The sequence below is a fragment of the Microcoleus sp. Pol14D4 genome (genome assembly GCF_036701245.1).
Taxonomy (GTDB): domain Bacteria; phylum Cyanobacteriota; class Cyanobacteriia; order Cyanobacteriales; family Microcoleaceae; genus Microcoleus.
Genome location: NZ_JAUBQM010000097.1, coordinates 1 through 21,698, shown reverse-complemented (window position 1 = coordinate 21,698; position 21,698 = coordinate 1). Strand labels below are relative to the sequence as shown.

20 protein-coding genes are annotated in these 21,698 nt (G+C 46.4%); 11 read left to right on the top strand and 9 right to left on the bottom strand.

The genetic code is table 11. The annotated features are described in order from the left end of the window. The first annotated feature begins 79 nt into the window (after nucleotides 1-79). Entirely contained in the window at nucleotides 80-328 is a 249-nt protein-coding gene (locus QUA33_RS24740; RefSeq protein WP_333152003.1) for a hypothetical protein, read from the top strand. Between the two features lie 123 nt (nucleotides 329-451). Here QUA33_RS24740 and QUA33_RS24735 read toward each other — a convergent pair whose 3' ends face one another. Then, a complete protein-coding gene (locus tag QUA33_RS24735; protein WP_333152001.1) occupies nucleotides 452-1,417 on the bottom strand; it encodes a glycosyltransferase family 2 protein in 966 nt (321 codons plus the stop codon). A gap of 284 nt (nucleotides 1,418-1,701) precedes the next feature. On the opposite strand from QUA33_RS24735, the gene QUA33_RS24730 reads away from it, so the two are divergent. Beyond that, complete coding sequence (locus QUA33_RS24730; RefSeq protein WP_333151999.1) at nucleotides 1,702-2,325, top strand: TenA family protein; 624 nt, start codon at nucleotides 1,702-1,704, stop codon at nucleotides 2,323-2,325. Between the two features lie 715 nt (nucleotides 2,326-3,040). On the opposite strand, the gene QUA33_RS24725 is transcribed toward QUA33_RS24730, so the two are convergent. Further along, nucleotides 3,041-4,333 (bottom strand): pentapeptide repeat-containing protein, encoded by a 1,293-nt coding sequence (locus tag QUA33_RS24725; RefSeq protein ID WP_333151997.1) that lies wholly within the window; start codon nucleotides 4,331-4,333, stop codon nucleotides 3,041-3,043. 119 nt (nucleotides 4,334-4,452) lie between these two features. Between QUA33_RS24725 and QUA33_RS24720 the strand changes: the two genes are divergently transcribed. Next, complete coding sequence (locus QUA33_RS24720; protein ID WP_333151995.1) at nucleotides 4,453-4,908, top strand: aspartyl protease; 456 nt, start codon at nucleotides 4,453-4,455, stop codon at nucleotides 4,906-4,908. A gap of 233 nt (nucleotides 4,909-5,141) precedes the next feature. Here QUA33_RS24720 and QUA33_RS24715 read toward each other — a convergent pair whose 3' ends face one another. Further along, on the bottom strand, nucleotides 5,142-5,654 hold the full coding sequence (locus QUA33_RS24715; RefSeq protein WP_333151993.1) for a DUF1648 domain-containing protein: 513 nt from the start codon (nucleotides 5,652-5,654) through the stop codon (nucleotides 5,142-5,144). Nucleotides 5,655-5,755: 101 nt separating this feature from the next. Here QUA33_RS24715 and def point away from each other — a divergent pair, with 101 nt between their 5' ends. The 3 genes from def (at nucleotide 5,756) to QUA33_RS24700 (ending at nucleotide 8,031) form a co-directional block, all read left to right on the top strand. Then, nucleotides 5,756-6,316, top strand: a complete 561-nt coding sequence (def, locus tag QUA33_RS24710; RefSeq protein ID WP_333151991.1) for a peptide deformylase — start codon at nucleotides 5,756-5,758, stop codon at nucleotides 6,314-6,316. Next, nucleotides 6,316-6,516: a hypothetical protein gene (locus tag QUA33_RS24705; RefSeq protein WP_199292547.1), complete on the top strand. Its 201-nt coding sequence runs from the start codon at nucleotides 6,316-6,318 to the stop codon at nucleotides 6,514-6,516. The genes def and QUA33_RS24705 overlap by 1 nt, the downstream gene beginning before the upstream one ends. 177 nt (nucleotides 6,517-6,693) lie before the next feature. Continuing rightward, nucleotides 6,694-8,031 carry a PrsW family glutamic-type intramembrane protease gene (locus QUA33_RS24700; protein WP_333151989.1) on the top strand — a complete coding sequence of 446 codons (1,338 nt, stop codon included), beginning with the start codon at nucleotides 6,694-6,696 and terminating at the stop codon, nucleotides 8,029-8,031. Between the two features lie 36 nt (nucleotides 8,032-8,067). Here the strand turns inward: QUA33_RS24700 and QUA33_RS24695 are convergent, their stop codons facing one another. Beyond that, a complete protein-coding gene (locus tag QUA33_RS24695) occupies nucleotides 8,068-8,754 on the bottom strand; it encodes a PEP-CTERM sorting domain-containing protein (RefSeq protein WP_333151987.1) in 687 nt (228 codons plus the stop codon). A gap of 187 nt (nucleotides 8,755-8,941) precedes the next feature. Further along, on the bottom strand, nucleotides 8,942-9,067 hold the full coding sequence (locus QUA33_RS24690) for a hypothetical protein (RefSeq protein ID WP_333151986.1): 126 nt from the start codon (nucleotides 9,065-9,067) through the stop codon (nucleotides 8,942-8,944). Nucleotides 9,068-9,260: 193 nt separating this feature from the next. On the opposite strand from QUA33_RS24690, the gene QUA33_RS24685 reads away from it, so the two are divergent. Beyond that, nucleotides 9,261-10,313 (top strand): Gfo/Idh/MocA family oxidoreductase, encoded by a 1,053-nt coding sequence (locus tag QUA33_RS24685; protein ID WP_333097687.1) that lies wholly within the window; start codon nucleotides 9,261-9,263, stop codon nucleotides 10,311-10,313. A gap of 282 nt (nucleotides 10,314-10,595) precedes the next feature. On the opposite strand, the gene QUA33_RS24680 is transcribed toward QUA33_RS24685, so the two are convergent. After that, the gene (locus QUA33_RS24680) at nucleotides 10,596-11,582 is read right to left on the bottom strand and encodes a GDSL-type esterase/lipase family protein (protein ID WP_333151984.1); all 987 of its coding nucleotides are present in this window, start codon (nucleotides 11,580-11,582) and stop codon (nucleotides 10,596-10,598) included. Between the two features lie 401 nt (nucleotides 11,583-11,983). On the opposite strand from QUA33_RS24680, the gene btpA reads away from it, so the two are divergent. From btpA to QUA33_RS24660, 4 genes are all read left to right on the top strand, one after another. Then, nucleotides 11,984-12,871, top strand: a complete 888-nt coding sequence (gene btpA / locus QUA33_RS24675) for a photosystem I biogenesis protein BtpA (RefSeq protein ID WP_333078231.1) — start codon at nucleotides 11,984-11,986, stop codon at nucleotides 12,869-12,871. Nucleotides 12,872-13,025: 154 nt separating this feature from the next. Beyond that, nucleotides 13,026-13,949, top strand: coding sequence for a vitamin K epoxide reductase family protein (locus QUA33_RS24670; RefSeq protein ID WP_333151982.1), 924 nt, complete (start codon nucleotides 13,026-13,028; stop codon nucleotides 13,947-13,949). A gap of 518 nt (nucleotides 13,950-14,467) precedes the next feature. Next, nucleotides 14,468-16,603, top strand: coding sequence for a CHASE2 domain-containing protein (locus QUA33_RS24665; protein ID WP_445243281.1), 2,136 nt, complete (start codon nucleotides 14,468-14,470; stop codon nucleotides 16,601-16,603). Between the two features lie 470 nt (nucleotides 16,604-17,073). Continuing rightward, complete coding sequence (locus QUA33_RS24660; RefSeq protein ID WP_333151978.1) at nucleotides 17,074-17,334, top strand: hypothetical protein; 261 nt, start codon at nucleotides 17,074-17,076, stop codon at nucleotides 17,332-17,334. Between the two features lie 21 nt (nucleotides 17,335-17,355). Here the strand turns inward: QUA33_RS24660 and nadB are convergent, their stop codons facing one another. The 3 genes from nadB to QUA33_RS24645 form a co-directional block, all read right to left on the bottom strand. Beyond that, nucleotides 17,356-19,008, bottom strand: a complete 1,653-nt coding sequence (gene nadB / locus QUA33_RS24655) for an L-aspartate oxidase (protein ID WP_333151976.1) — start codon at nucleotides 19,006-19,008, stop codon at nucleotides 17,356-17,358. A 312-nt stretch (nucleotides 19,009-19,320) separates the two neighbouring features. Next, the gene (psbU, locus tag QUA33_RS24650) at nucleotides 19,321-19,755 is read right to left on the bottom strand and encodes a photosystem II complex extrinsic protein PsbU (protein ID WP_006635850.1); all 435 of its coding nucleotides are present in this window, start codon (nucleotides 19,753-19,755) and stop codon (nucleotides 19,321-19,323) included. Nucleotides 19,756-20,007: 252 nt separating this feature from the next. Continuing rightward, on the bottom strand, nucleotides 20,008-20,967 hold the full coding sequence (locus tag QUA33_RS24645) for an adenylate/guanylate cyclase domain-containing protein (RefSeq protein WP_333079327.1): 960 nt from the start codon (nucleotides 20,965-20,967) through the stop codon (nucleotides 20,008-20,010). Nucleotides 20,968-21,698: the final 731 nt, after the last annotated feature.

The window sequence follows — 21,698 nt, the reverse complement described above, 5'->3', positions numbered from 1 at the left end:
TAATTATGAAATGGAACCGAAAGATCAAAAACAAAGGTAACGCGAGTTGATGCAGTTTAGATGTCGAACAGCTTAGTGCTTGGCGCAAGCTACTGGTTGTGTTCCTGTGGTGACAACTTATGCAGATTTAGATGACACTGTAAAATCAGGTATCAGAATTAAGGGATCTGCGGGGAATGAGGAAACTAATAATGCTTTTATTACAGCAGTGATTGACTTGGTAAAAAATCCTGAAAAACAAGACTTTTTAAGACAGCAAGCATTAGCTATTAAAGATTACTTTGGCTGGAATAGAGTCACTCAACGATGGGATCGGGAGTGTATATAGGCTGAAATTAAGTAGAAAATAATGAATCAACAACCCGCATTTTGAATGTAGTTCAGGCTTCAGGTGATTCAGGCACGATACAACCGCTATCTTTAAACCATCAAGATAGTAAAAACCTCCTGCTTATTTACCATTTTTTTGACGCAATGGATCGAAGCCAGCCACTTCTGCCAGCGTATAAAGTGGCCGGCCCTTCACCTCCTCGTAAATCCGCCCTATATACTGGCCCAAAATCCCAATACTAACCAACTGCACCGCACCCAAAAAGAAAACCGCCATCATCACAATTGTCAAACCCGTTAAGGCAGAACTTGGATAAAAAATCCGCCAATACAAAATCAAAAAAGCCATTAACACAGATACAAATGCCGCAAATAACCCCATATAAATCGAAAGTCGGAGGGGAACTTTTGAAAAAGATACTAAACCATTCATCGCTAAACTCAAAGATTTTCTGAAGGTATACTTAACCTCACCTGCAAAGCGCGGATCACGTTCAAACTTAACTGCGGTTTGTTTAAAACCAATCCAAGCGCGCAATCCCCGAATGTAGCGGTTGCGTTCAGGCATCGCATTTAGCACGTCCACCACGCACCTATCCATCAAACAAAAATCTCCCGTATCTATGGGAATATCAACATCCGCAAGATGCCGCAAAATGCGATAATACATATAAGCTGGCAACCGCTTAAACCAACCTTCTTGACGGCGTTGAGTGCGCTGAGCGTAAACAACTTGATAGCCCTGCTGCCACTGTTCTACCATCTCTATAATTAGCTCTGGTGGGTCTTGCAAATCGCCGTCCATGATGACTACCACTTGACCTCTAGAAAAGTTTAAACCAGCAGTTACAGCTATTTGATGACCAAAATTGCGGGCCAAACTGAGGTAACAAATTCGTGAGTCTTTTTCGTGCAATTCTCGCAAAAGTTCTAAAGAGCGATCGCGACTGCCATCATTGATTAAAATTAATTCTACTGGACCGTCCATTCGATCCATCACGGCACTAATTCGCCGATACAATTCAGCGAGATTTTCTTCTTCGTTATAGATAGGAATTACCAAGGAATACTCAGGTGTATCTTTCATAGCAGTTTCTGTTTAAGAATTGGCTTTTCAACCGTTAAATCAAAAGTTTCTTTTTCCCCACACCCCCTAGCTGCTTCACGAGAGAGGTTCGGCACGTAATTTCGCTCTTTTAGCCGGACAATATCCGCCCACAAAATAGCCGCGTACCAACAATTATCTATTTTTTAAATACAAAAAATAAAAGATACCATAAAAATGACACACGCCACGCGAAAACATCTGTTATCATAGATGTTTAGTCAGATTATAAAAATTACAATCATAACCCATCGATTCAAAATTGCATGACAAATTCCAATTATCTTTGGCAAGCAAATCAAGACTTAAGCGAAGCTTGTCTACAACATCCCTTTGTCAGAGGCATTGCTGACGGCAGCCTCCCCCAAAATAGTTTTGCATATTACGTTGCACAAGACGCATTTTTTCTGGGAGCATTTGCTCGCGCTTACAGTATCGCTGCCGCAAAAGCACCTGATTGGGAGGGGTTTGAAATCCTTCACGATCTCGGTAGTGGCGTTTTAGAAGAACTTCGTTTGCATCAACGATATGCAGCCAAATGGGGTGTAAACTTGCAAGAGGCAAAACCGGAAATTGCTACCCGTCGCTATACAGATTTTTTATTAGCGACAGCTTGGGGAAGTGGTGTAGGTTTAACAGCAGCCGCGATGACTCCTTGCTTGCGGTTGTACGCTTTTTTGGGACAGCAGCTAGCTAAACCTAATATACCGGAACACGCTTTTAGCGACTGGATTTCCACCTATAGCAGCCCGGATTTTGAGATTTTAGCAAAACGGCTGGAAAGTTTGGTCGATCGCTACGCAGAAGCTGGGCCGGAGGTAGAAACAACCTATCGCTACGCTATGCTGTGTGAAAGAGACTTTTTTCAGGCAGCTTGGGAAATAGAGTAAATTAAGTTTATGCAAAAGATATGGAGAAGTATCTTAAGCTACCTAGACCCACCCAGCAAATTCAACAGCCATGTACAGCACTAATGTAGCAGATAATGTCATAACACCATATTCCCAACAAGTCGGATTAATCAACACTAAACCGAGTGCCATTGAAACCTCCATAATGCCGTAAGCTTAGGGGTCCAACGATTGCATATCAACGGAATTTATCAGTAGCGCTAAAGATCCAACCAAAACCGGAATATCCGACTGTAATGCTCAGCCTGTTTCACAAATCCAACAAATAGCTACAGCCCTAAATTAGGGTAACTTTACTAATAGTTTGAATCTGCTAATAAGGCACCCAAAAATGCCCAAATATTAATTAGTAGCCCGGCTACTTCCACTTGCATTCCAAAAGTTGTGAAGCCGCGCATTAGCAAAAGTGACAGAGGCTAAAAAGCCATAGAATGCTGCTGCTCATCATCTGCATAGCTGTTACCTAAATTAGCGATTTATAGGTGCCATTTATCGTCCCATCAGAAAGCACCTAGCAGCGACAAAAATTACCTCGTCCAGGCTTTTGGAGCGCTCCAGGCGCGGAATTACTTCTAGCCTTAAATCCGTATTTGTCAGGGCTAAAACAGCGCCCGACTGTAGATTTAAAATTAAAGTATAGTCCGCTGCCGAGCGATCGCCAAATATATACCTAAGTACAGCGGTACTGATAATTTTAACGTCCGAGTTTATTGGGAATCCCTTCGCAGCCACCGGGAATAGTCTCTCTCGACTTCGAGCCGCACCAAGCGCAGCAGTAATAGCGCTGTTCCTCCGACAGCCGCTTGACACCGGTGAAATCAGCACGTTCAACCACAGCGCCGGTATGTTCACCCGTTTGATAGTTAGGAAATTCGGTACGGCTGCGGGGGGATGCAGTTTGTGCCGAGCCGTAGAATAATGCGGCGGCTCTCATGTCGGCGCGAGCGAGATTGGCGTCGTACAAGACAGCGCGCGAGAGGTTGGCTTTCACTAAATCGCATTTGCTGAGATTGGCGCGGACGAGGTTGGCTTCGCTCAAATCCGTCCACCGCAAATCGGTGCCAGCCAGGTTAGCACCCGCTAACATGACATTGAGATCGATAACGCGGATACCGTGATCTCTATCTTCCGCGTAGCCACCGTCGCCGTCAAGGATGGGGCGGCCTAAAAGCCGATCGCGCTTCAGAGGAGTAACCAATCTAGACTGCGACAAAAACCGCAGAATTTTAGCTTTACCTTCAGCATCTACACTGCTCATAATCGCAGCGGTGCGGCCTTCTGCGATCGCCCTTTCCTGCGGCCAGTCTTCCAAAAACCCTTGTTCGTCAAGGGCTAAGTCGGAAACCCCTTGAAAATAAGCATCGATCGTTTGCTGCTGCGTAATTCTATTTTGCTGAATCGTCAAATCTTTCGAGATCACGTACTGCCGCCAAGCCACGTAAACGCCCAAAATTGCGATCAAAATTTGGCCCAAAGCGCCGATCAACTCGCCCAAAGCGCCGATGGCGTCCCAGTTGATTTGGATGTTGCGGCTTCCCGGTTCAGTATTAGTACCGCTGAGCATCAGCAAGCCAACAATCCCAGCTAAAAGCCCGAAGCAGGCGACGATCAGCGTGCGCCAAGTCGGCGGAATTACCTGCGCCCAGATTTTGCCCCAACTCGGCCACATCAGCCGCACCGATATGCCGATCGCACCTACGGCGCCAATTAAGCCCAGCCAAATGTTGTCATTTGCCAGCCCAAAAATCATCGCTGCGATCAACCCCAGCGTCAGCACGGACCCCGACTTCTCAGCAGTCGTTTGTTCCGGCTGCGGCGGCAAAAAAACCTTGCGAGTTGGAGGCGGCTGCACCGGTTTTTCCGGTTCAGCAGTAACGACGATTGTCCCTGATTCTGGTGGCACAGTAGGGCTCGCACCGTTCTGACTTTCTACAGTCACGTTAGATTCAGGGCGATTGGGTTGAGAAGAGTTTGGTTCGGGTGTCATGCGTTGAGGCAAATTCTAACTGTGGCTGGTCAATAAAACGATTTTAACTAACCAAGCATGATTCTAGATAATATTACAATATAAATCTCCACTAATTACACTCAAACAGGTAACATACTATGGCCCTGGTACTCCCCAATCTGCAAGAAAAACAAATGGGTCAAGTAATCACTACAATCACCGTCACAAATTTCATCGATCTAGTTATGGCTGAACGGGGATTCATTGCTGCTGAGGAAGTTCGCTCTGTTATCCTCGATAACGTTGTTGTCGATACCGGAGCAACTCTGCTTTCCTTGCCAGCTCCCATTATTAGCCAACTAAGTTTAAGACAAGTAGGAGAAAGAGATGTAGAAACCTCGGCTGGCATCAAAAAAGGTCGAATTTTTGCAGGCGCTCAAATTATTGTAGAGGGGAGAGAGGGCAGATTTGATTGTTTAGAATTGCCCGAAGGCGTTTCTGCTGTTTTGTTGGGCGTGATTCCAATGGAAGAACTAGGCTTAGAACCAGATTTAAAAAATCGACGGTTGCGAGTATTGCCGATGAACAATCAGCAAACATATCTGATGGGTTAGTCGATCGGCATTTACCCTAGCACCAACCTCTTGCGTGTGATGACTATCAGGTTCCCTCAATTACCCGCCATTAAAAAAGTTTGTACTGAAGACTAAACTCCTCATAAAATTTATATGACTTTAGTCCTCAATATCAAAAAATTACTTTTAGGGATAATAATTTTACATACAGTTAAAAATATCATACCAAAAAACTTTATTTTTGGGTATGATGTAAGTTTTTTGCCCTACATCTAGCGAGCAGAATAAGCCTTGAGCAAATACACGCCAACCGTTCCAAATATCAAAACAAGGAACCCCAAAATCAACTCCACACTAAACCTTTGAGCATTGCCCAAAGCGACAACAATTTGCTGTCGCACCACAAACGCTAACAGCCAGCAAATCTCCGCCTTCAGCCAAGCCAAAAGGCCTCTGCCCAACAGATATTGCCGATGAGCGTTCTCAGAAGTAATCTGTACCGGATAATTAAAAGTATGGGGATAGCGCGAAACCGCAGTTAAAACGGCAAAAATAATGACAGCAACCGCGGGCATGAGCCAAATCGTCACCTTGTCGCCCCAAGCATCAGCCAGCCCCCCCAAGCCGAAATGAATCGGAATTCGATCGGGCAAAACCGCCCAAAACTTGACGATGAGCAAAACAGCCAGCAAAATCGCGATCGCACCCAAAAGCTCTACCGCGACTATAACAGGCGAAAGCCCCAGAGAAATAATCGGCCGTTGGTTTGGTTTGTTTCCAGTCATGGCTACTTAAAATTAGATTAATATTGAAAACAATAGTATTGGTTCCAATTTCATTCCCCAACAGCTTTCGTTGGGGGTTTCCAAATATCCCGCGAGGTTTTATGACGGCTCAGGTCTTGATTGAAAAGAAAAAGTTAGAAAAACCGCCCCTAACAATACACACATTAGGCGATCGCGTCCTGCGGCAGCCAGCAAAGCGCGTCAAAAGCGTCGATGCAGAAATTAGGCAGCTAGTCCGAGAAATGCTGCAAACCATGTACAGTGCCGACGGTATCGGTTTGGCCGCCCCCCAAGTGGGAGTCCACAAACAAGTAATCGTCCTCGACTGCGACCCGGAAAACCCCGCCACACCACCAATCGTTTTGATCAACCCCACCATCAAAAGTAGCAGCAGCGATATCTGCATCTTGCAAGAAGGGTGTTTGAGCATTCCGGGAGTTTATTTAGAAGTCAAACGCCCAGAAGTCATTGAAGTCTCCTACCGCGACGAATACGGCCGCCCACAAACCCTGATAGCAACAGAGTTACTGTCGAGGGCAATTCAGCACGAAATGGATCACCTCAACGGAGTGCTGTTTGTAGACAGAGTAGAAAACAAGCTGGCACTGAATGAAGCATTAGTCAAGCATAAATTTTCCCCAAAGGCAGTAAAATCAGTATGATGGCAGGAACTCCGAAAAGTGGTTTACTCTTAGCTCTTTCGTGCATCACTGCGATCGCGGCAGTCGGCTCCATCTTTGAGCTGTCATCGGGAGAAGCTCAACTTGGCAATTTAGTCACGGGCATCATCCTCGCCCTGAGCGTACCGCTAACGGGCATATTTTTCTATGCAGCCGTTCAGGATGCCAGAGCAAATCTATAAGCAGAGTGATCAGTCATTAGTCATTAGTCATTAGTCAGCAGTTATTAGTAATTAGTAATTAGTCAGCAGCTAACAACTAATAACTGTGGAATAAAGACTGCTCAAAAATAACATCAGCTAACAGCTTGCGAGCTCATGACCAATGACTAATGACTAATGACTAATGACTCATAACTCATGACTAATGAAATCGGATTTCTGCGACAAGTGCCAGCCAAAGATGCTGCGGGAACCCCAGCATCCCAGTACCAACTTTCTGAAGATGGGGAATTGGTCATAGGACGCGATCGCAATTGTCAAATAGCTTTAGAGTCGATCGGTCACGGCATGGTTTCCCGTCGCCACGCCACGATCCGTCCCCTAACTCAGGGTAATGTGACGAGATGGGAAATTTGCGACCTCAACAGCGCTAACGGAACTTATATCAACGGAAAAAAGCTCTCTGGCTGCCAAACTTTAGAAACAGGCGATCGCATCAGTCTCGGCCTTGACGGCCCTGAATTCATCTTTGAATCTCCCGTAACCCCTTACCAAAATCAACCCGGATTAAGAGCACCACAAACGGGCAATTTTGCGGCTAGCGAAAAAGATGCTCTCACTTTAACTCAATTATTCCCGATCGCCTCCACTGGCAAACAATTAAGTCAAAAAGCTTACTTATATCCAGGTATCGCCACAGTTATTGTTGTCGTGTCGATGTTTGTCGCAGTTGGCAATTCCGCAGCATTCAACTTGCTGCTGTCAGCTTACCTCGCCGGTGCGGCTTACTACTTTATCTATCAACTGTGCGGCAAACACAAGCCATGGTGGGTATTGCTTGGTTCGGCCTTAGCTACAGTCCTAATTGTGATCAGCCCCTTATTAATTGGATTTATATTCGTATTTAGAGAAATTTTGCCCGGCCGCCTGCCAAGCGAAGGCGAAACAATCAGTTTTTTGCCTTTTTTGAACAGAATGTTTTTCGGGGCGGGTCTGATGGAAGAATTACTGAAAGCCTTGCCCGTTTTGGGAGCGATGCTGCTGGGAAATTGGCTGCGAAATCCGTGGCGCGCTCGAATCGGCGTTTGGGAACCTTTAGACGGAATTCTGTTAGGAAGTGCCTCGGCCGTCGGCTTTACACTGTTAGAAACTCTGGGACAGTACGTTCCCAATGTCATCCAAAATGTCACCCTGCAAGCAGGGGCGGAGGCGGGACAATTAGTAGGATTGCAGTTGCTAATTCCCCGCATTTTGGGTTCCGCCGCCGGACACATGGCTTACAGCGGCTATTTGGGATATTTTATCGGTTTGAGCGCCCTCAAACCTAGGAAGCGCTGGCAAATTTTGGGCGTCGGCTATTTCAGCGCTTCGGCACTTCACGCTTTGTGGAATGCGTCGGGAGCCGTCAGCGTACTTTTGCTGGCCTTGGTGGGAGTTTTGTCCTATGCGTTTTTAGTAGCTGCGATTTTGAAAGCCAGAGCTCTGTCTCCCAATCGAGAGCAAAATTTTGCAACTCGAATATTCTTTGAAAAGTGACTTCAGAGTGCTTAATTGTTGAGGTGCGATCGCACCTCAAGCTGCCATTTTTTTCTTGTGTTTTAACCAGCTTAAACCTGCCAATGCTAAAGCTGTACTCCCAACGGTGAGAGGTTCGGGAACTGGTTCGGGTTCGGTATTCACTAGGGTGTAATAAACATCGGCAGAGTCTATCTTCTGTCTGTGTTCCTCTGAAATACCGTTGCTGCGGCTAATAGATACCTCCTTAAACCCCTGGAACCAAGATGGCCCAATAATACTAATACCCCTATAATGCTGCACGTACATTTCCATATACGCAAATGCCCTGCCGCTATACTCAATGCGATCGGGTCCTCCTAGTTGGTCTGGAGGAACTATTAATTCTCTTGTCGCTGAGTCATAGCCGCCTCCTGTGATTCCGTGAAAAACCCCTTCATAAAATATAGCTATAGCCCCTGCCAAATTGTAGTATTCTTTGCGTTCTTCAAAAAAAGGCTCAAGAATAAAAGGAGTGTTTAATCTTCCCTCGCTTACAGCAATTTCTTGATATCCTCTTTCTGCGCTAACCGAGGAGTTATTCACCTTGAAAAAACCACTACCTCCACCCTCGTCCACTTGAAAATTGTAGGTAAGTACGGCGGCTTGTGTTTTGTCAACTCCTACCAATGAGAGGGCTGAAAACAAACTTAAAATTGTGCTAGCGATCGCACTTCCTAATCTGGGCCTTTGTTTTTGAATCATTGTTTTTTATTAAGCTTTACGTAAGTCTAGTTTATTTGAGTGAACCGTCGCCCGTAATTATCCGCATTCTTAAAGTAAATTTTTTTGAATTCAAAGATTGCAGAATGTAAATAACCGAACTAATACGGATGCGTCCTCTATTGTGTTTGTATAATTTATGACTTTTACTATTACTGTTGAACACAAACTAGAAAAATGTTTTATCGTCATCGCCAAATATTCCGACGGGTTTGTGTTCTGGTGATGCAGCAGGCGATCGTCCCAATGCCAATACATATTTAATATATTTTGTCAATACGCAATGTCCAGACATTTGACCCCTGTATTCTGCCCTTGTGTATGACTAGCTTCTGCTTAATTGCCTGATGCGATAATCGCAACTGAACTTAGAAATTCTTCACAAATAGTTTGACTGTGGTACTATCTGGATGGCTGTGAGTAGCTGAGGGAAGCCAAGGGGCTTGATTCCTGTGGTGGTGGAGGAGAATCCAGGAGTGCTAGATAGGATGTCATTGGGATACGCAAACGTTTTCGCCCAGCGAAGTCAACTCGAACCCCTCCGCATTGGGGTGATTGGGGTTGGCAATATGGGCCAGCATCACACGCGAGTTCTGAGCTTGCTAAAAGATATCGAACTCGTGGGTGTTGCAGATATAAATGTAGAGCGGGGAATAGATGTAGCAAGCAAATACCGGGTTCGCTTCTTTGAAGACTACCGAGATTTGCTCGCCCACGTAGATGCAGTTTGCGTCGCCGTTCCAACTCGCCTGCATCACCCTGTGGGGATGTCTTGTCTCCAAGCGGGTGTTCACGTTTTAATTGAAAAGCCGATCGCGGCTAGCATTGCCGAAGCCGAATCTTTGGTAAACGCGGCTGCTGAGGCCCACCGGATTTTACAAGTGGGTCACATCGAGCGCTTCAATCCAGCTTTTCAGGAACTCGGCAAAGTGCTGAAAACTGAAGAGTTACTGGCATTGGAAGCTCACCGGATGAGTCCCTATTCCCAGCGGGCTAACGACGTATCGGTTGTTTTGGATTTAATGATCCACGACATCGACTTGCTTTTGGAATTGGCAGATTCCCAAGTGGTGAAGCTGACAGCCAGTGGCAGCAGAGCCTCAGATTCAGGTTATTTAGACTACGTGACAGCGACGTTGAACTTTGCTAACGGCATTGTCGCCACTCTGACTGCCAGTAAGGTGACGCACCGCAAACTCCGTTCAATCGTGGCTCACTGCAAGAATTCTCTGACAGAGGCAGATTTTCTCAACAACGAAATCTTGATTCACCGACAAACAACCGCCAATTACGTGACGGATTACGGTCAGGTGCTTTACCGTCAAGATGGGTTGATCGAGAAAGTTTACACCAGCAATATTGAACCGCTCCACGCAGAATTGGAGCATTTTATTAATTGCGTGCGGGGTGGAAATCAGCCTTCTGTAGGAGGAGAACAAGCTCTCAAAGCTCTGCGGCTTGCGAGTTCGATCGAGCAAATGGCTCTCGACGGTCAAGCTTGGTATCCGAAAGAGCTAGAGTCTACTTTGCAAGTTAGCTAAATCGAGACAAATCGTGTCGTTTCCGGGTGCTTTTACAGTTTGGGTTTGTTGTTCGTTGAAGAGGGTAACTGTTCCCATGCAACCGGATTCGATGTCAGTCGATTTGAGATTGGACAATTCGGCGTGAGAAGTTCGGCGAGTGCGAGCGTCGAGTTGCCCTCAGTCGAACGATTTTATATCTTAGATTGACTCTGCAGATGAATCTGGGGGCTTGAACTAAGGTTTCAAATTTTTTGCTCTCGACAACAGAAGTCGTGGGCAAGTATCCGTTTTTAGGTGAAGTCACGATTTATGCCAAAAAAGAGCGACTATTTGACGACTGATGATTTTGCTAACTAGCTGATTTCCTTGAGGACTGAGGTGAATGCTGTCTCGATACAAAGTTGGAAATTCGGCCGCACAATTGAAAATGGGAAGAAAATCTATGTAAGTAATTTTCTCTGTTTCTACGAGTTCGGCGAGACGCGCTCTAGCATTGACTTCCCAGTCGCGAGGGCCCGGGCCGCCGAGTTCGCCACGCTTGGGCGTGACGGCTAGCAAAAACTCGATGTTGGCGGATACAGCTATTTTCTGGATTTGCCGAATAGCCTCTAAGTTGGAGCCTACTACATCGCCGCTTGTGGCTCCGGGTACTGCCAATTGGCGAGTCGGCGCCGCAGGGAGCAGGTAGCGGCTCAATAACTCTAGCGTAGCCGATCGGGGTTTGCGATCCGGGTAAGATCGATCGCGCCCCACAACCACAGAACAGGGAGCCGACGCAAACAAATCGTCCGTATTGAGCAGCAAAACCAAAGCCTTTGCCCCAAAAACACCGAACCGCTTGGCGTAAGCAAGTTGATTCCTCGGTCCCCAAGAATTGGCTGAGGCGTTTAAAACTTCAAAATCTGAATAGTTGACTTGTGGACCTAATTGTGTAGGGTTCGCCAGATTCTGTACTAGCAGTCTCAAATTCCGAGCCATAATTTCCGAGATCGTATCTGTCTGATGTGTCCACCAACCGCCGTTGGCGACAGAATCTCCCAACAGCAAGAGGCGCAGAGTTTCTGGAGGGGCGATCGGGGCGATCGCTCCACTACGCATCGAATACTCGTTAATCTCAATCCGGTTGCCCAAGCGACGCACCTTCTGGTTAGGCGCCAACAAATAGCCGCACTCGGCATCGGCAATGTAAATCAAGGGATTGCCAAAACCCAGCAGCACCCGCAGCAGCACTTCGATTGCTGCTGCGGGTGCTGCGGTTACAGCCAAAATTATGAGAACAACTTCCACCACTTAACCTCGATATAGAAGGAAAAACCCCTGCCGACACCAAGGTATAAAAAAGAATGCAACAGCAGTCAAGCTCTCAACCCCGATTGTAGTCAGTAGATTTTAGATTAAAGATTAAAGTATTGACTCCACAGATGAATCTGGGAAATCTCCCTAAAATCTAAACTTTTTTTGCTTTCGAGGACTCGTGCCTTGAAGCAAGTATCCCTCTTGGAGTGAGGTAAGTAGGCTGTCCTTGTAAAAACTAAAATCTAAAATCTAAAATGTTATGCCGTCGGGCTTTGAGCAACTTGGCAACCCGATTAAGTCAACCGGATCGCCCTCGTGGATATAGAATTCTAGAATATACCGTCAAAATCCGCCGTCAGCCGTCAGTGAACTTGGTGGTTTCAGGAAAATCCGTGGACTTAAAACAAATATTCAAAACGCCGAATCCCATAATCGGTGTCGTACATTTACAGCCTTTGCCAACTTCTCCCCGCTGGGGCGGAAACCTCAAAGCTATTATCGGAAGAGCCGAGCAAGAGGCTACAGCGCTGGCTTCTGGTGGCGCAAACGGTATCATAGTCGAGAACTTTTTCGACGCTCCTTTTGCTAAAGACAGCGTAGATCCGGCTGTTGTAAGTGCCATGACTCTGGTAGTTGAGAGGCTAACAAATCTCGTGACGCTGCCGATCGGCGTTAACGTGCTGCGAAACGACGCCCAAAGCGCGATCGCCATCGCCTCCTGCACAGGAGCTCAATTCATCCGCGTCAACGTCCTCAACGGCATCATGGCTACAGACCAAGGCTTAATTGAAGGCCAAGCTCACCAGCTACTGCGCTACCGCCGGGAATTGGGCAGCGATGTCAAAATATTAGCAGACGTGTTAGTCAAGCACGGGCGCCCCCTAGGCAGCCCCAACTTGACCACAGCCGTTCAAGAGACGATCGGGCGCGCTTTAGCCGACGCCGTGATCCTTTCCGGCTGGACAACTGGCAGCCCTCCCAATCTCGAAGACTTAGAACTCGCGAGTGCAGCAGCGGCGGGAATTCCAGTTTTCATCGGCAGCGGCGCCTCCTGGGAAAACATTTCCACCCTCATGCAGGCCGCTGACGGCGTAATCGTATCGAGTTCCCTGAAGCGAAACGGCCGCATCGAGCAGCCGATAGATCCGATCCGCGTCAGTCAGTTTGTAGAAGCCGCCCGCCGCAGTTTGTCACAGAAAGAGCGCGAACAGGAAAACAGAGACGCTAATGGCTCAAGAGGGCCAACACCGGAACCGGGCAAACTTACAAGTAAAACGTAAAATGGGAATTGTTGACTGTTGACTGTTGGCAGTAGTCATTTGGCAGTTGGCAGTAGTCAGTAGTCATCAGTTATCGGTTATTAGTTAACAGTCATTAGAACAGTAAACAGTCAACAGTCAAAAATTCCCAATTCCCAAATTACCAAATCAAAAAATGATTCGCCGACGTTCAACCCCTTGGATTCATCGCTGGTCTAGGACTCTGATGGCAGCGATCGCAGCCATAGGCGTCGTAGAAACGGCCTATCTCACGATCGCTAAATTCACGACTGGCTCGGTCATTTGTCCCACCAGCGGCTGCGACAAAGTTCTCAACAGTCCCTACGCTACAGTCTTTGGTACAGTACCTTTAAGTTTGTTAGGCTGTCTGGCTTACCTGAGCATAGCAATCCTGGCATGGGCTCCCAAAGCTGTAAATCCCGACACCAAGAAAGGACTGCACTCTCAACTAGAAAACAAAACTTGGCAAGCGCTATTTATCATCACCGCTGCGATGGTAATTTTCAGCAGCTATTTGGTGTATTTGATGGCTTTTGAAATTCAGGAACTGTGCATTTACTGCATCACTTCTGCCTTATTTTCGCTGTCGCTGTTTGTGCTGGTGCTAGTCGGGCGCGAGTGGGAAGATATCGGACAGTTGGTGTTTACAGGCATTTTGGTGGCAATGGTGAGTTCGATCGGTGCCTTGGCACTTTATAACAGCGTCAACTCACCTGCTCCTACTGTTTCTACCCCCGGAATTTTACCCCCAGCAGTCACTACAACCTCCGGCCCTGCAGAAATTGCTTTGGCCCGCCACCTCCGACAAATTGGCGCTAAAGAGTACGGCGCTTATTGGTGTCCCCACTGCCACGACCAAAAAATGCTGTTCGGCCAAGAAGCAGCCAAAATAATTGATTATTTTGAATGCGATCCCAGGGGGCAAAATTCCCGTGCTGAAATTTGCCAAGCTGCTGCTGCGAATGTTAAAGGTTTCCCGACATGGGAGATTAATGGTCAGTTTTATTCGGGGACGCAATCTTTGAATAAACTCGCTGATTTATCTAGTTACACCGGCCCGCGCAACTTTCAAAACTAACAGGAAATTTGGAGATTTTAGATGACAGATTTTAGATTGATGGGCAAGAAATATCCTAGTTTTTAACTCTGTTTATTTTTGGCTCGTGCTGCGAAATCAATCTAAAATTTGCCATCTATGTATAATCAATAAAAATACAGTAAAAATTAGTGACAACAAAAAAAATAAACCAGTTGTGGGTTTCTAGTATTTAGATCGGTAAATAACTACTAAAAATTTTACATAAAAATGCAAGAAACCGGGTTTCTGCTTCCAGAATGATTTTTGAAATGACATATTTTGGTTGTAAAACCCGGTTTCTGCTCTTGCAGCCCGATCGCACCGAAAAAACAAAAAATTGGATAATCTAAAATCTAAAATCGACTCGCCCGCACCGAAAAAACAAAAAATTGGATAATCTAAAATCTAAAATCTAAAATCGACTCGCCCACACCGAAAAACTAAAAAATTGGATAATCTAAAATCTAAAATCTAAAATCGACTAGGAGATGTAAAACCTATAGTTAGTAGTAGTTTAGATGCTCACAGGGCGAGGCCCAAATCCCCAAAATATGCTAAAAACTATCAAAAAATGGGTCGATAGAGAACGCCGAGTATTGATTACTGCAAGTGCCGTTGCTAGTACGGTCATTGTAATGCGCTGGTTCGGATTTTTTCAGGTGTGGGAATGGGCTGCTTTCGACCACTTTGTGCGCTGGCGGCCGGCCGAACCCATTGACTCGCGCATCGTCATTGTAGAAATTAAGGAAGCTGACTTGCAAAAATACGGCTACCCAATTTCGGATGCTGTCTTGGCCCAACTGCTGCAAAAATTGCACGCTGGCAAGCCGCGGGCGATCGGCCTCGACGTTTACCGAGATTTGCCAACTCAACCGGGTAACGCAGACTTGCTCAAAACTTTTAAAACTATTCCCAACTTAATCGGCATTGAGTTGATGCCAGACGAAACCAGGCTCGGAGTTCGCCCGCCTCCGGTACTTGACAAGCTCGATCGAATTGGTTTCAACAATGTTGTGATCGACGCTGACTCAAAAGTGCGGCGAACTTTGCTCTATGCTTGGCCCGGAGACGGCAAAACTCATCAAAGTTTCGCACTCCGACTGGCTTTGCTTTACCTCAAAAGCGAAGGAATTTCTCCTCAACCAGCAAGAATCAATCCTAAATACTTGCAGTTAGGCAAGGGGGTTTTTCGGTCTTTTCAACCGAATGATGGTGCTTACGTTCGATCGGACAGCCGTGGCTATCAAATTTTGACCAACCTGCGCGGCCCGCGAGGCAGTTTTCGCACTGCATCGATGAGTGATTTGCTCTCTGGGACAGTACCTGCTGATTTTGTACGATCGCGCGTTGTCTTGATCGGCTCAAATGCCCCCAGCCTCAGAGACTTTTACCAAAATGCTTACAGTTCCGGTTGGTTTGGTCCTCCCCAACAAATACCGGGAGTCGAGCTTCAGGCTCATTTCTTGAGCCAAATTTTGAGTGCGGCCCTCGACGGGCGCGGGGGTATCAATGTCTGGCCAGAGGCTGCAGAGTTGCTGTGGATTTTACTGTGGTCTTGGGCTGGAGCAAAGGTGAGTTGGAATTTGCGATCGGTTGGTCGATCGGCTTACTGTTTATTAAGTATCTGTCTAGGCCTGAGTACGACTTTATACTTAGTATTCTTAGCAGGTTGGTGGCTACCGTTAATTCCTCCAATCCTCAGTCTTGTGGGTTCTGGCGCAGCAGTTGTGGGTTATCTGGCTCACTTGCAAGAAGAATTAAAACGGTCTAAAGAATTTTTACAATCGCTAATCGATACAATTCCAGACCCCATTTTTGTCAAAGATCGAACTCACCGCTGCGTAGTTTTGAATCAGGCATATTGTCGGTTTATTGGCTATCCTTTAGAAATTTTAACTTGCCGAACTGATTACGATTTATTTCCCCACGCCGAAGCCGAGATATTTTGGCAGCAAAACGAATTAGTATTTCAAAATCATCAGCCGCGAGAAAATGAAGAATATTTTACTGATGCTCACGGAATTACGCATTTGATTGCGACGAAAAGATCCCTACATAAAGATGCTGCAGGCAACCTATTTTTAGTCGGAGCAATTAGAGATATTACCGAGCGCCAACTTCGGGCAAATGCTCTCGAACAAAAAAATGCTGAGCTCAGCCACCAAGCTTATCACGATGCTCTTACCGGCTTGCCCAACCGCCAAATGTTCTACGAATGCTTGCATAAGTCTCTAGAAATAGCCTCCAGCACTCAGGAATTGGTAGCTTTACTCTTTTTAGATTTAGATGGCTTTAAGTCAATCAACGACACTCTTGGACACAATGTGGGTGATTTACTCTTAAAAACAGTTGCCAGTCGGCTCAAAAAATGCTTGCGTGGCAGCGATACAATCTCGCGGTTGGGCGGCGATGAGTTCACAGTCATTTTGCCTGCAATTCCCGGTCGAGAAGAAGCTGCGAAAGTAGCGGAAAAAATTTGCGACGCCATCATGCAGCCTTTTATTTTAGAAGAACATACAATTTCTGTAACTACAAGTATTGGCATTAGTTTATATCCCATTGACGGTCAAGAGCCCGAAATTTTAGTCAAGAATGCCGATGTTGCGATGTATCGTGCTAAGGAACGCGGGAAAAATCAATATCACTTTTATTAATTAAGAGCCATTAAAAACCTAATGCACCAGTAGGTAAATTTCCCACACTTTGCTTTATAAGTCATTTGTAAATATTCAACCTTTTATCTAAAATCTCAATTATTTTAGACAAAATTTGAGCCATTTTTAGATATCAAACCCTAATAGGGTCGTGAGGGGGATATTATTTTAGGCGTACCCTGTGTAGCTAACTTAAAAATAATAGCTCGATTCTTAAACTGTAATCCCTCTAGGCTTTTTGAAACCGTTCAAGAAAAGGTTCAAATTAGTGAAACCTCAAATCTCAAATCACTTAATTTAAAATCCTCTAATTTGTCATCTGCCATTAGATATACTTAGCAAAATATAAAACTTATGAAAGTTAATTAAAGTAAATGTAAAGATATCAGTGGAAATACGGAAATTGATAGATATAATAGGTGGTATAGACGTGGATCTATTGCGGTGATTTGAATAAGGGTGTGAATACTATGCGTACTTTGATTCAGCTTACAACAACGGCAACCCTGGCGGCCTGCCTGCAAGTGAATATAGTCGGCACCGCAAATGCGGCTCGACTTGCCAGCAACTCAACTAGCAATTTCACAAAAGCCCCTAGTACGGGCGAGAACCCAACGCCATCGACCCCCAGAGTTTGGGCAGTTACACCAGCCTATAGGTTTGGAAATCCCCAAAAATACGAACCACCCCCGAACGGGAACCCCGAAAGTGACGGTACGGGGACGCGCTGACCCCAAATTTTCAATAAATTTTCAATCTTCTATTCGCGGAGATTTGTACCAATTCGATTGGTTAATTAAAGTATGGCTGCACCAATCCGGATCGGTGAGGGGATAGTCCACTCGGTAATGACCGCCGCGACTTTCGGTGCGAAACGCAGCACTTTTGACAATTAAATAGCCAATATCCAATAAATTCCCCACTTCTCCCCAATTTCGCAAAATCGAGCTATTCTCCGCCTCAGCAGGGGAAAAATCAATAATTTGTCCGGGCTGTAAATTGTCAAGCGTTTGACTCAAAGGCAATGAAGCAAATTCTTGCCGCCAAATCTCAAGTTGGACGATCGCACTTTCCAAATCGCGTTGTCCCCGGCAAATTCCCGCACTCTGCCACACCAAATTCGGCAATTCGACTCGCAACTTTTCGATCGCCTCAATGTCCTGTTCAGAAATCGATTTTTCCCAGATTTCCCCCGCCTCGAACCGATCGGCGAATGCCTCGGGCCTTCCACCTTCTAGCTGCAAAAGTCCCATCTGCGCCCCAAAAACCAGACATTCCAGCAGCGAATTGCTCGCCAACCGATTAGCGCCGTGTACCCCCGTGCTCGCAGTTTCTCCCACCGCGTACAAACCCGGAATCGAAGTTTGGTTAAACTTGTCAGCGACAATCCCTCCCATCCAGTAATGGGCAGCGGGCGTCACCGGCACCGGTTCGGAAAAAATATCAATTCCCCAATCAGCGCACACTTGAATAATATTGGGAAACCTGTAGCGCAGTCGATCGACCGCAATCGGCCGCAAATCCAGCCAAACATGAGGTTCCCCCGTCTTTTGCAAGTGGCGGAAAATAGCGCGGCTGACAACATCCCTAGGGGCGAGTTCCCCGCTGGGGTGAGAGTCAAAAGCAAAGCGATATCCCTTACTGTCAACCAAATGAGCTCCTTCTCCCCGCACCGCTTCGCTAATGAGAAACCGAGGCGCGCCCACTTTGCTGAGTGCCGTCGGGTGAAACTGCACAAATTCTAAATCTCGCAGCAGCGCCCCGGCGCGCCAAGCAATTGCTACCCCGTCCCCGGTACTTACCGACGGATTGGTCGTTTGAGCAAAAACCTGTCCGCCGCCGCCTGTTGCCAGCACTACGGCTTGGGCCCGCAGCCACTTGACTTGTGAGCCGCAAATCGAGCTAATCCCCTGACAGCGCCCGGTTTCGTCTAGCCACAGACTCAAAGCAAAGGCAGGGGATACGAGTTGAATGTTTTTGCGGCTCAATACTTTTGCTGTCAGCGTACTGATAACGGCTTTGCCTGTAGTGTCGGCGGCGTGGAGAACTCGGCGGCGGGAGTGGGCTGCTTCTAGGGTGAGGGCTAAATCTGGGCCGGTGCGATCGAATGCAACGCCCATTTTCACTAGGGAGTCAATGCAGGCTGAAGCTTCCTCAACTAAAAATTTCACCGCATCCAAATCGCAAAGACCGGCTCCCGCAGCCAGTGTATCCTGAACGTGCAGTGCTGCGGAATCTTCAGGGGCGATCGCTGCGGCAATCCCTCCTTGAGCCCAATCGCTAGCAGAAACAGGTAGGGTATTTTTATTGATCAAACCCACCTGCAAATGCTCTGGCAGGCAAAGTGCTGTGTACAAACCCGCCGCGCCAGCACCTATTACCAATACGTCAAATTTGTCAGTCATAAGTCTGCCGCCAGTCAATTTTAGATTTTAGATTTTAGATTTTAGATTTTAGAATTGAATCTACAGATGAATCTGGGGACTGCAACTAATGTCAGTCAAGGGATTGTAGATTTTAGATTTTAGATTTTAGATAAATCTGGGGAACCCGCTTATTTCAATCTAGGGAATTTGGGTCGGCTTTTGCCGAATGATGGTTGAAAGTAAGTGTTCAGAAATTAAAGGCAGAAGTCATCAGCCTGTAGAAAAAATTTTTTCTTTCTGCCGAATGCCTTCTGCCAAATGACTTCTGCTTCAAATGAGACCCGCTGCTACCTAGTCGTAGAGACCATTATTCAACCGGTTGTCTCCTTCAATAAAGACTGATTCAACATCAGTTACGGTGAATTTGTCCATGTTAGCTTGCAGCACTTTTTTCTGAGCATCCGTCAAGTCTGAAATATTGAGTACGTCCTCAACATTTTCGTAAGGAGCATTCTTAATAATTAGTCGAGCTAAAGTGGGATACAACCCTCGAAATTCCCGAAAGTCCCGGACGGCGCTGTTGTTCAAATCAAGTTTTTTGCCGTATTCTGTGGCAAGCTTCTCATCGGCGCGATTGGTTCTAGCCGGAGCTTCAACAGCTAGGAGCGAGGATGATGGCAAGACGATGCGGCTTAATGACGCCGCGATCGCGCTTTGGTCTCCAGCCCATGCAAAGCAGCCCAGCACTAAGCCCAATACTGCCAATAGACGACCCAATCGTTTCATGAAGTTTTGTCTCCCAATTTCATACACAGCATTTATGTAGAGACTACCATTTTGCTTATGCAGTTTTTCAGATAAATCCGCAATAGGTAGAGGGATGTTATAAACTTTACATCTGGATCTTGACAAATATGAATATATATGATATTGGTCGAGTTTTAAGCATCCCAGGCAAATTTATAAAAGGCAGTCCAAATTAAAAACTCGAACTACCATTTTCAACGGTTAATTTTTGCCCTGCACCCGATTTTCTAGCTATCGAGAACTCTTTCCTTTCCTTTTGAGAAAAGCGTTCAAGTCAGCATAAGTACCAGCGTAAGTCAGGCTGGGAGTGTCGTAACCCTTCAAAGCCACGGTGTGCGGCTCGAAAGCGCCCTCGGCGCCCAATTGCGTCAGGTATTTGTAGGTTGTTTCTCCCACAGCGATATCCTTGCCGAGTTGCTTAGTGCAAGATTCAAGGCGAAATGCTGCGTTTACAGTATCTCCCAAGGCGGTATAGTCCGATCGGTCGCTGCTGCCAGAATTTCCCACCATTGCATAACCAGTATTGATTCCGGCCCCGACTCGCAAAGGAAAAGGTAGGGGGTAACGGCTGCTGAGTTCGTCTGTTGCCTTGTGCAATTCGCTCAAAGCTTGGCAAATCCGCATCATTTCCTCGCTGCTGACACCGCTGGTTTTGTGGAACCAGACGGCCATGATGGCATCGCCGATGTATTTGTCCACCCAACTGCCGTGTTCGCGAATAATCTGTCCTGCTTTGCGGAACCAATTGCCGATGACTTCTGAGAGGAGGGTTTCGTCTAGCTGTCTAGTCAAAACTGTAAAGTCTCGGATGTCCATTACCATGACGCTAATCAGGCTACGCACCGTCAAAGTCGCCGTAAAATCTTCAGAGTCTGTCTCGTGTATTGGATCGTGTCGGTGTCCGGCGGTTGGGTTGTAGAAGTCCAATTCGGTTTGACCGAAAATAATCCGATCGCCATTTCTGAGAGTTACAGGAATACTGACCCGCCGCCCGTTGACAAAGGAACCATTGCGGCTGCCCAAGTCGATCAGGTAGAACTCTCCTGTCTCCATCTGCTGTAACATCGCGTGATTACGGGAAATCCAGCGATCTGTCAGTACAAAATTATTGTCATCGCTCCGCCCTACTGTCCAGCAATTGCTGCCGGAGAGCGGCAAGTAGCGATTGCCGCCTTCTGTGCGAAGTACCATATGTGGATTGGGTTGCACTCGTCACAACAGTCCTAGAAACGACACAAAATTAACCGATTTGAGATTTGAGACTTCAGATTTTAGATTTTTTAGTCCATCGTCGATGCACCTAGCCCCTGCAGGATTTCAGAACCATAAATTCGATCGAGCGAGCGAAGGTATTTATGATTCGATCTACCGAAGCAGACAGTAAAAACATACTGTCTACCAAGATTGTACCTGATAATACTGCCTGCCCCAAAGCGGAGACAACTTTTATTTATTTTGATGGACCATAAAAAAGTGGGAAAATGGCTCTCTGACTAGGCTGCTAGCGTGTAAACACAAGTCCGAAATCTTGCCACACTATTCCTGAAACCCAAGTTTCGCATGAATCTCAGAAAGGAAGCTTATTTTCATGAATTTTAAGTTATTGATTCGGCCAAACGAGAAATCAAGATTTTAGGAAACAGGGTTTCTGCAATATGGGTCAGCGATCCACTTGTCTGTATAAGGTAGAGCTAGGCGTGGGGTAGGGGGGTGAGCTGGTATGCAGCTCCAGAGTTCTGTGCACTACTCCCTCTGGTGTAAGCTTCCAATTTCAACCGGAACAGCCACTTATACCGAAGATTTCCTTCCAAACGTCGAACTTCCATTCCGTTCATGGGCAGTAGTGCTATAGCGATCGCAAATCATTCATAAATCGATAGAGAATTCGAGCGAGCAGCAGTTCAATTCAGTGTTGGTTCAAA

Excerpts from the sequence above, each read along its gene's own strand:
- QUA33_RS24735 (WP_333152001.1), bottom strand. The coding sequence starts at position 1,417 with ATGAAAGATACACCTGAGTATTCCTTGGTAATTCCTATCTATAACGAA.
- QUA33_RS24730 (WP_333151999.1), top strand. The coding sequence starts at position 1,702 with ATGACAAATTCCAATTATCTTTGGCAAGCAAATCAAGACTTAAGCGAA.
- QUA33_RS24725 (WP_333151997.1), bottom strand. The coding sequence starts at position 4,333 with ATGACACCCGAACCAAACTCTTCTCAACCCAATCGCCCTGAATCTAAC.
- QUA33_RS24720 (WP_333151995.1), top strand. The coding sequence starts at position 4,453 with ATGGCCCTGGTACTCCCCAATCTGCAAGAAAAACAAATGGGTCAAGTA.
- QUA33_RS24715 (WP_333151993.1), bottom strand. The coding sequence starts at position 5,654 with ATGACTGGAAACAAACCAAACCAACGGCCGATTATTTCTCTGGGGCTT.
- def (WP_333151991.1), top strand. The coding sequence starts at position 5,756 with ATGACGGCTCAGGTCTTGATTGAAAAGAAAAAGTTAGAAAAACCGCCC.
- QUA33_RS24705 (WP_199292547.1), top strand. The coding sequence starts at position 6,316 with ATGGCAGGAACTCCGAAAAGTGGTTTACTCTTAGCTCTTTCGTGCATC.
- QUA33_RS24700 (WP_333151989.1), top strand. The coding sequence starts at position 6,694 with ATGACTAATGAAATCGGATTTCTGCGACAAGTGCCAGCCAAAGATGCT.
- QUA33_RS24695 (WP_333151987.1), bottom strand. The coding sequence starts at position 8,754 with ATGATTCAAAAACAAAGGCCCAGATTAGGAAGTGCGATCGCTAGCACA.
- QUA33_RS24690 (WP_333151986.1), bottom strand. The coding sequence starts at position 9,067 with ATGTCTGGACATTGCGTATTGACAAAATATATTAAATATGTATTGGCA.
- QUA33_RS24685 (WP_333097687.1), top strand. The coding sequence starts at position 9,261 with ATGTCATTGGGATACGCAAACGTTTTCGCCCAGCGAAGTCAACTCGAA.
- QUA33_RS24670 (WP_333151982.1), top strand. The coding sequence starts at position 13,026 with ATGATTCGCCGACGTTCAACCCCTTGGATTCATCGCTGGTCTAGGACT.
- QUA33_RS24665 (WP_445243281.1), top strand. The coding sequence starts at position 14,468 with ATGCTCACAGGGCGAGGCCCAAATCCCCAAAATATGCTAAAAACTATC.
- QUA33_RS24660 (WP_333151978.1), top strand. The coding sequence starts at position 17,074 with ATGCGTACTTTGATTCAGCTTACAACAACGGCAACCCTGGCGGCCTGC.
- nadB (WP_333151976.1), bottom strand. The coding sequence starts at position 19,008 with ATGACTGACAAATTTGACGTATTGGTAATAGGTGCTGGCGCGGCGGGT.
- psbU (WP_006635850.1), bottom strand. The coding sequence starts at position 19,755 with ATGAAACGATTGGGTCGTCTATTGGCAGTATTGGGCTTAGTGCTGGGC.
- QUA33_RS24645 (WP_333079327.1), bottom strand. The coding sequence starts at position 20,967 with ATGGTACTTCGCACAGAAGGCGGCAATCGCTACTTGCCGCTCTCCGGC.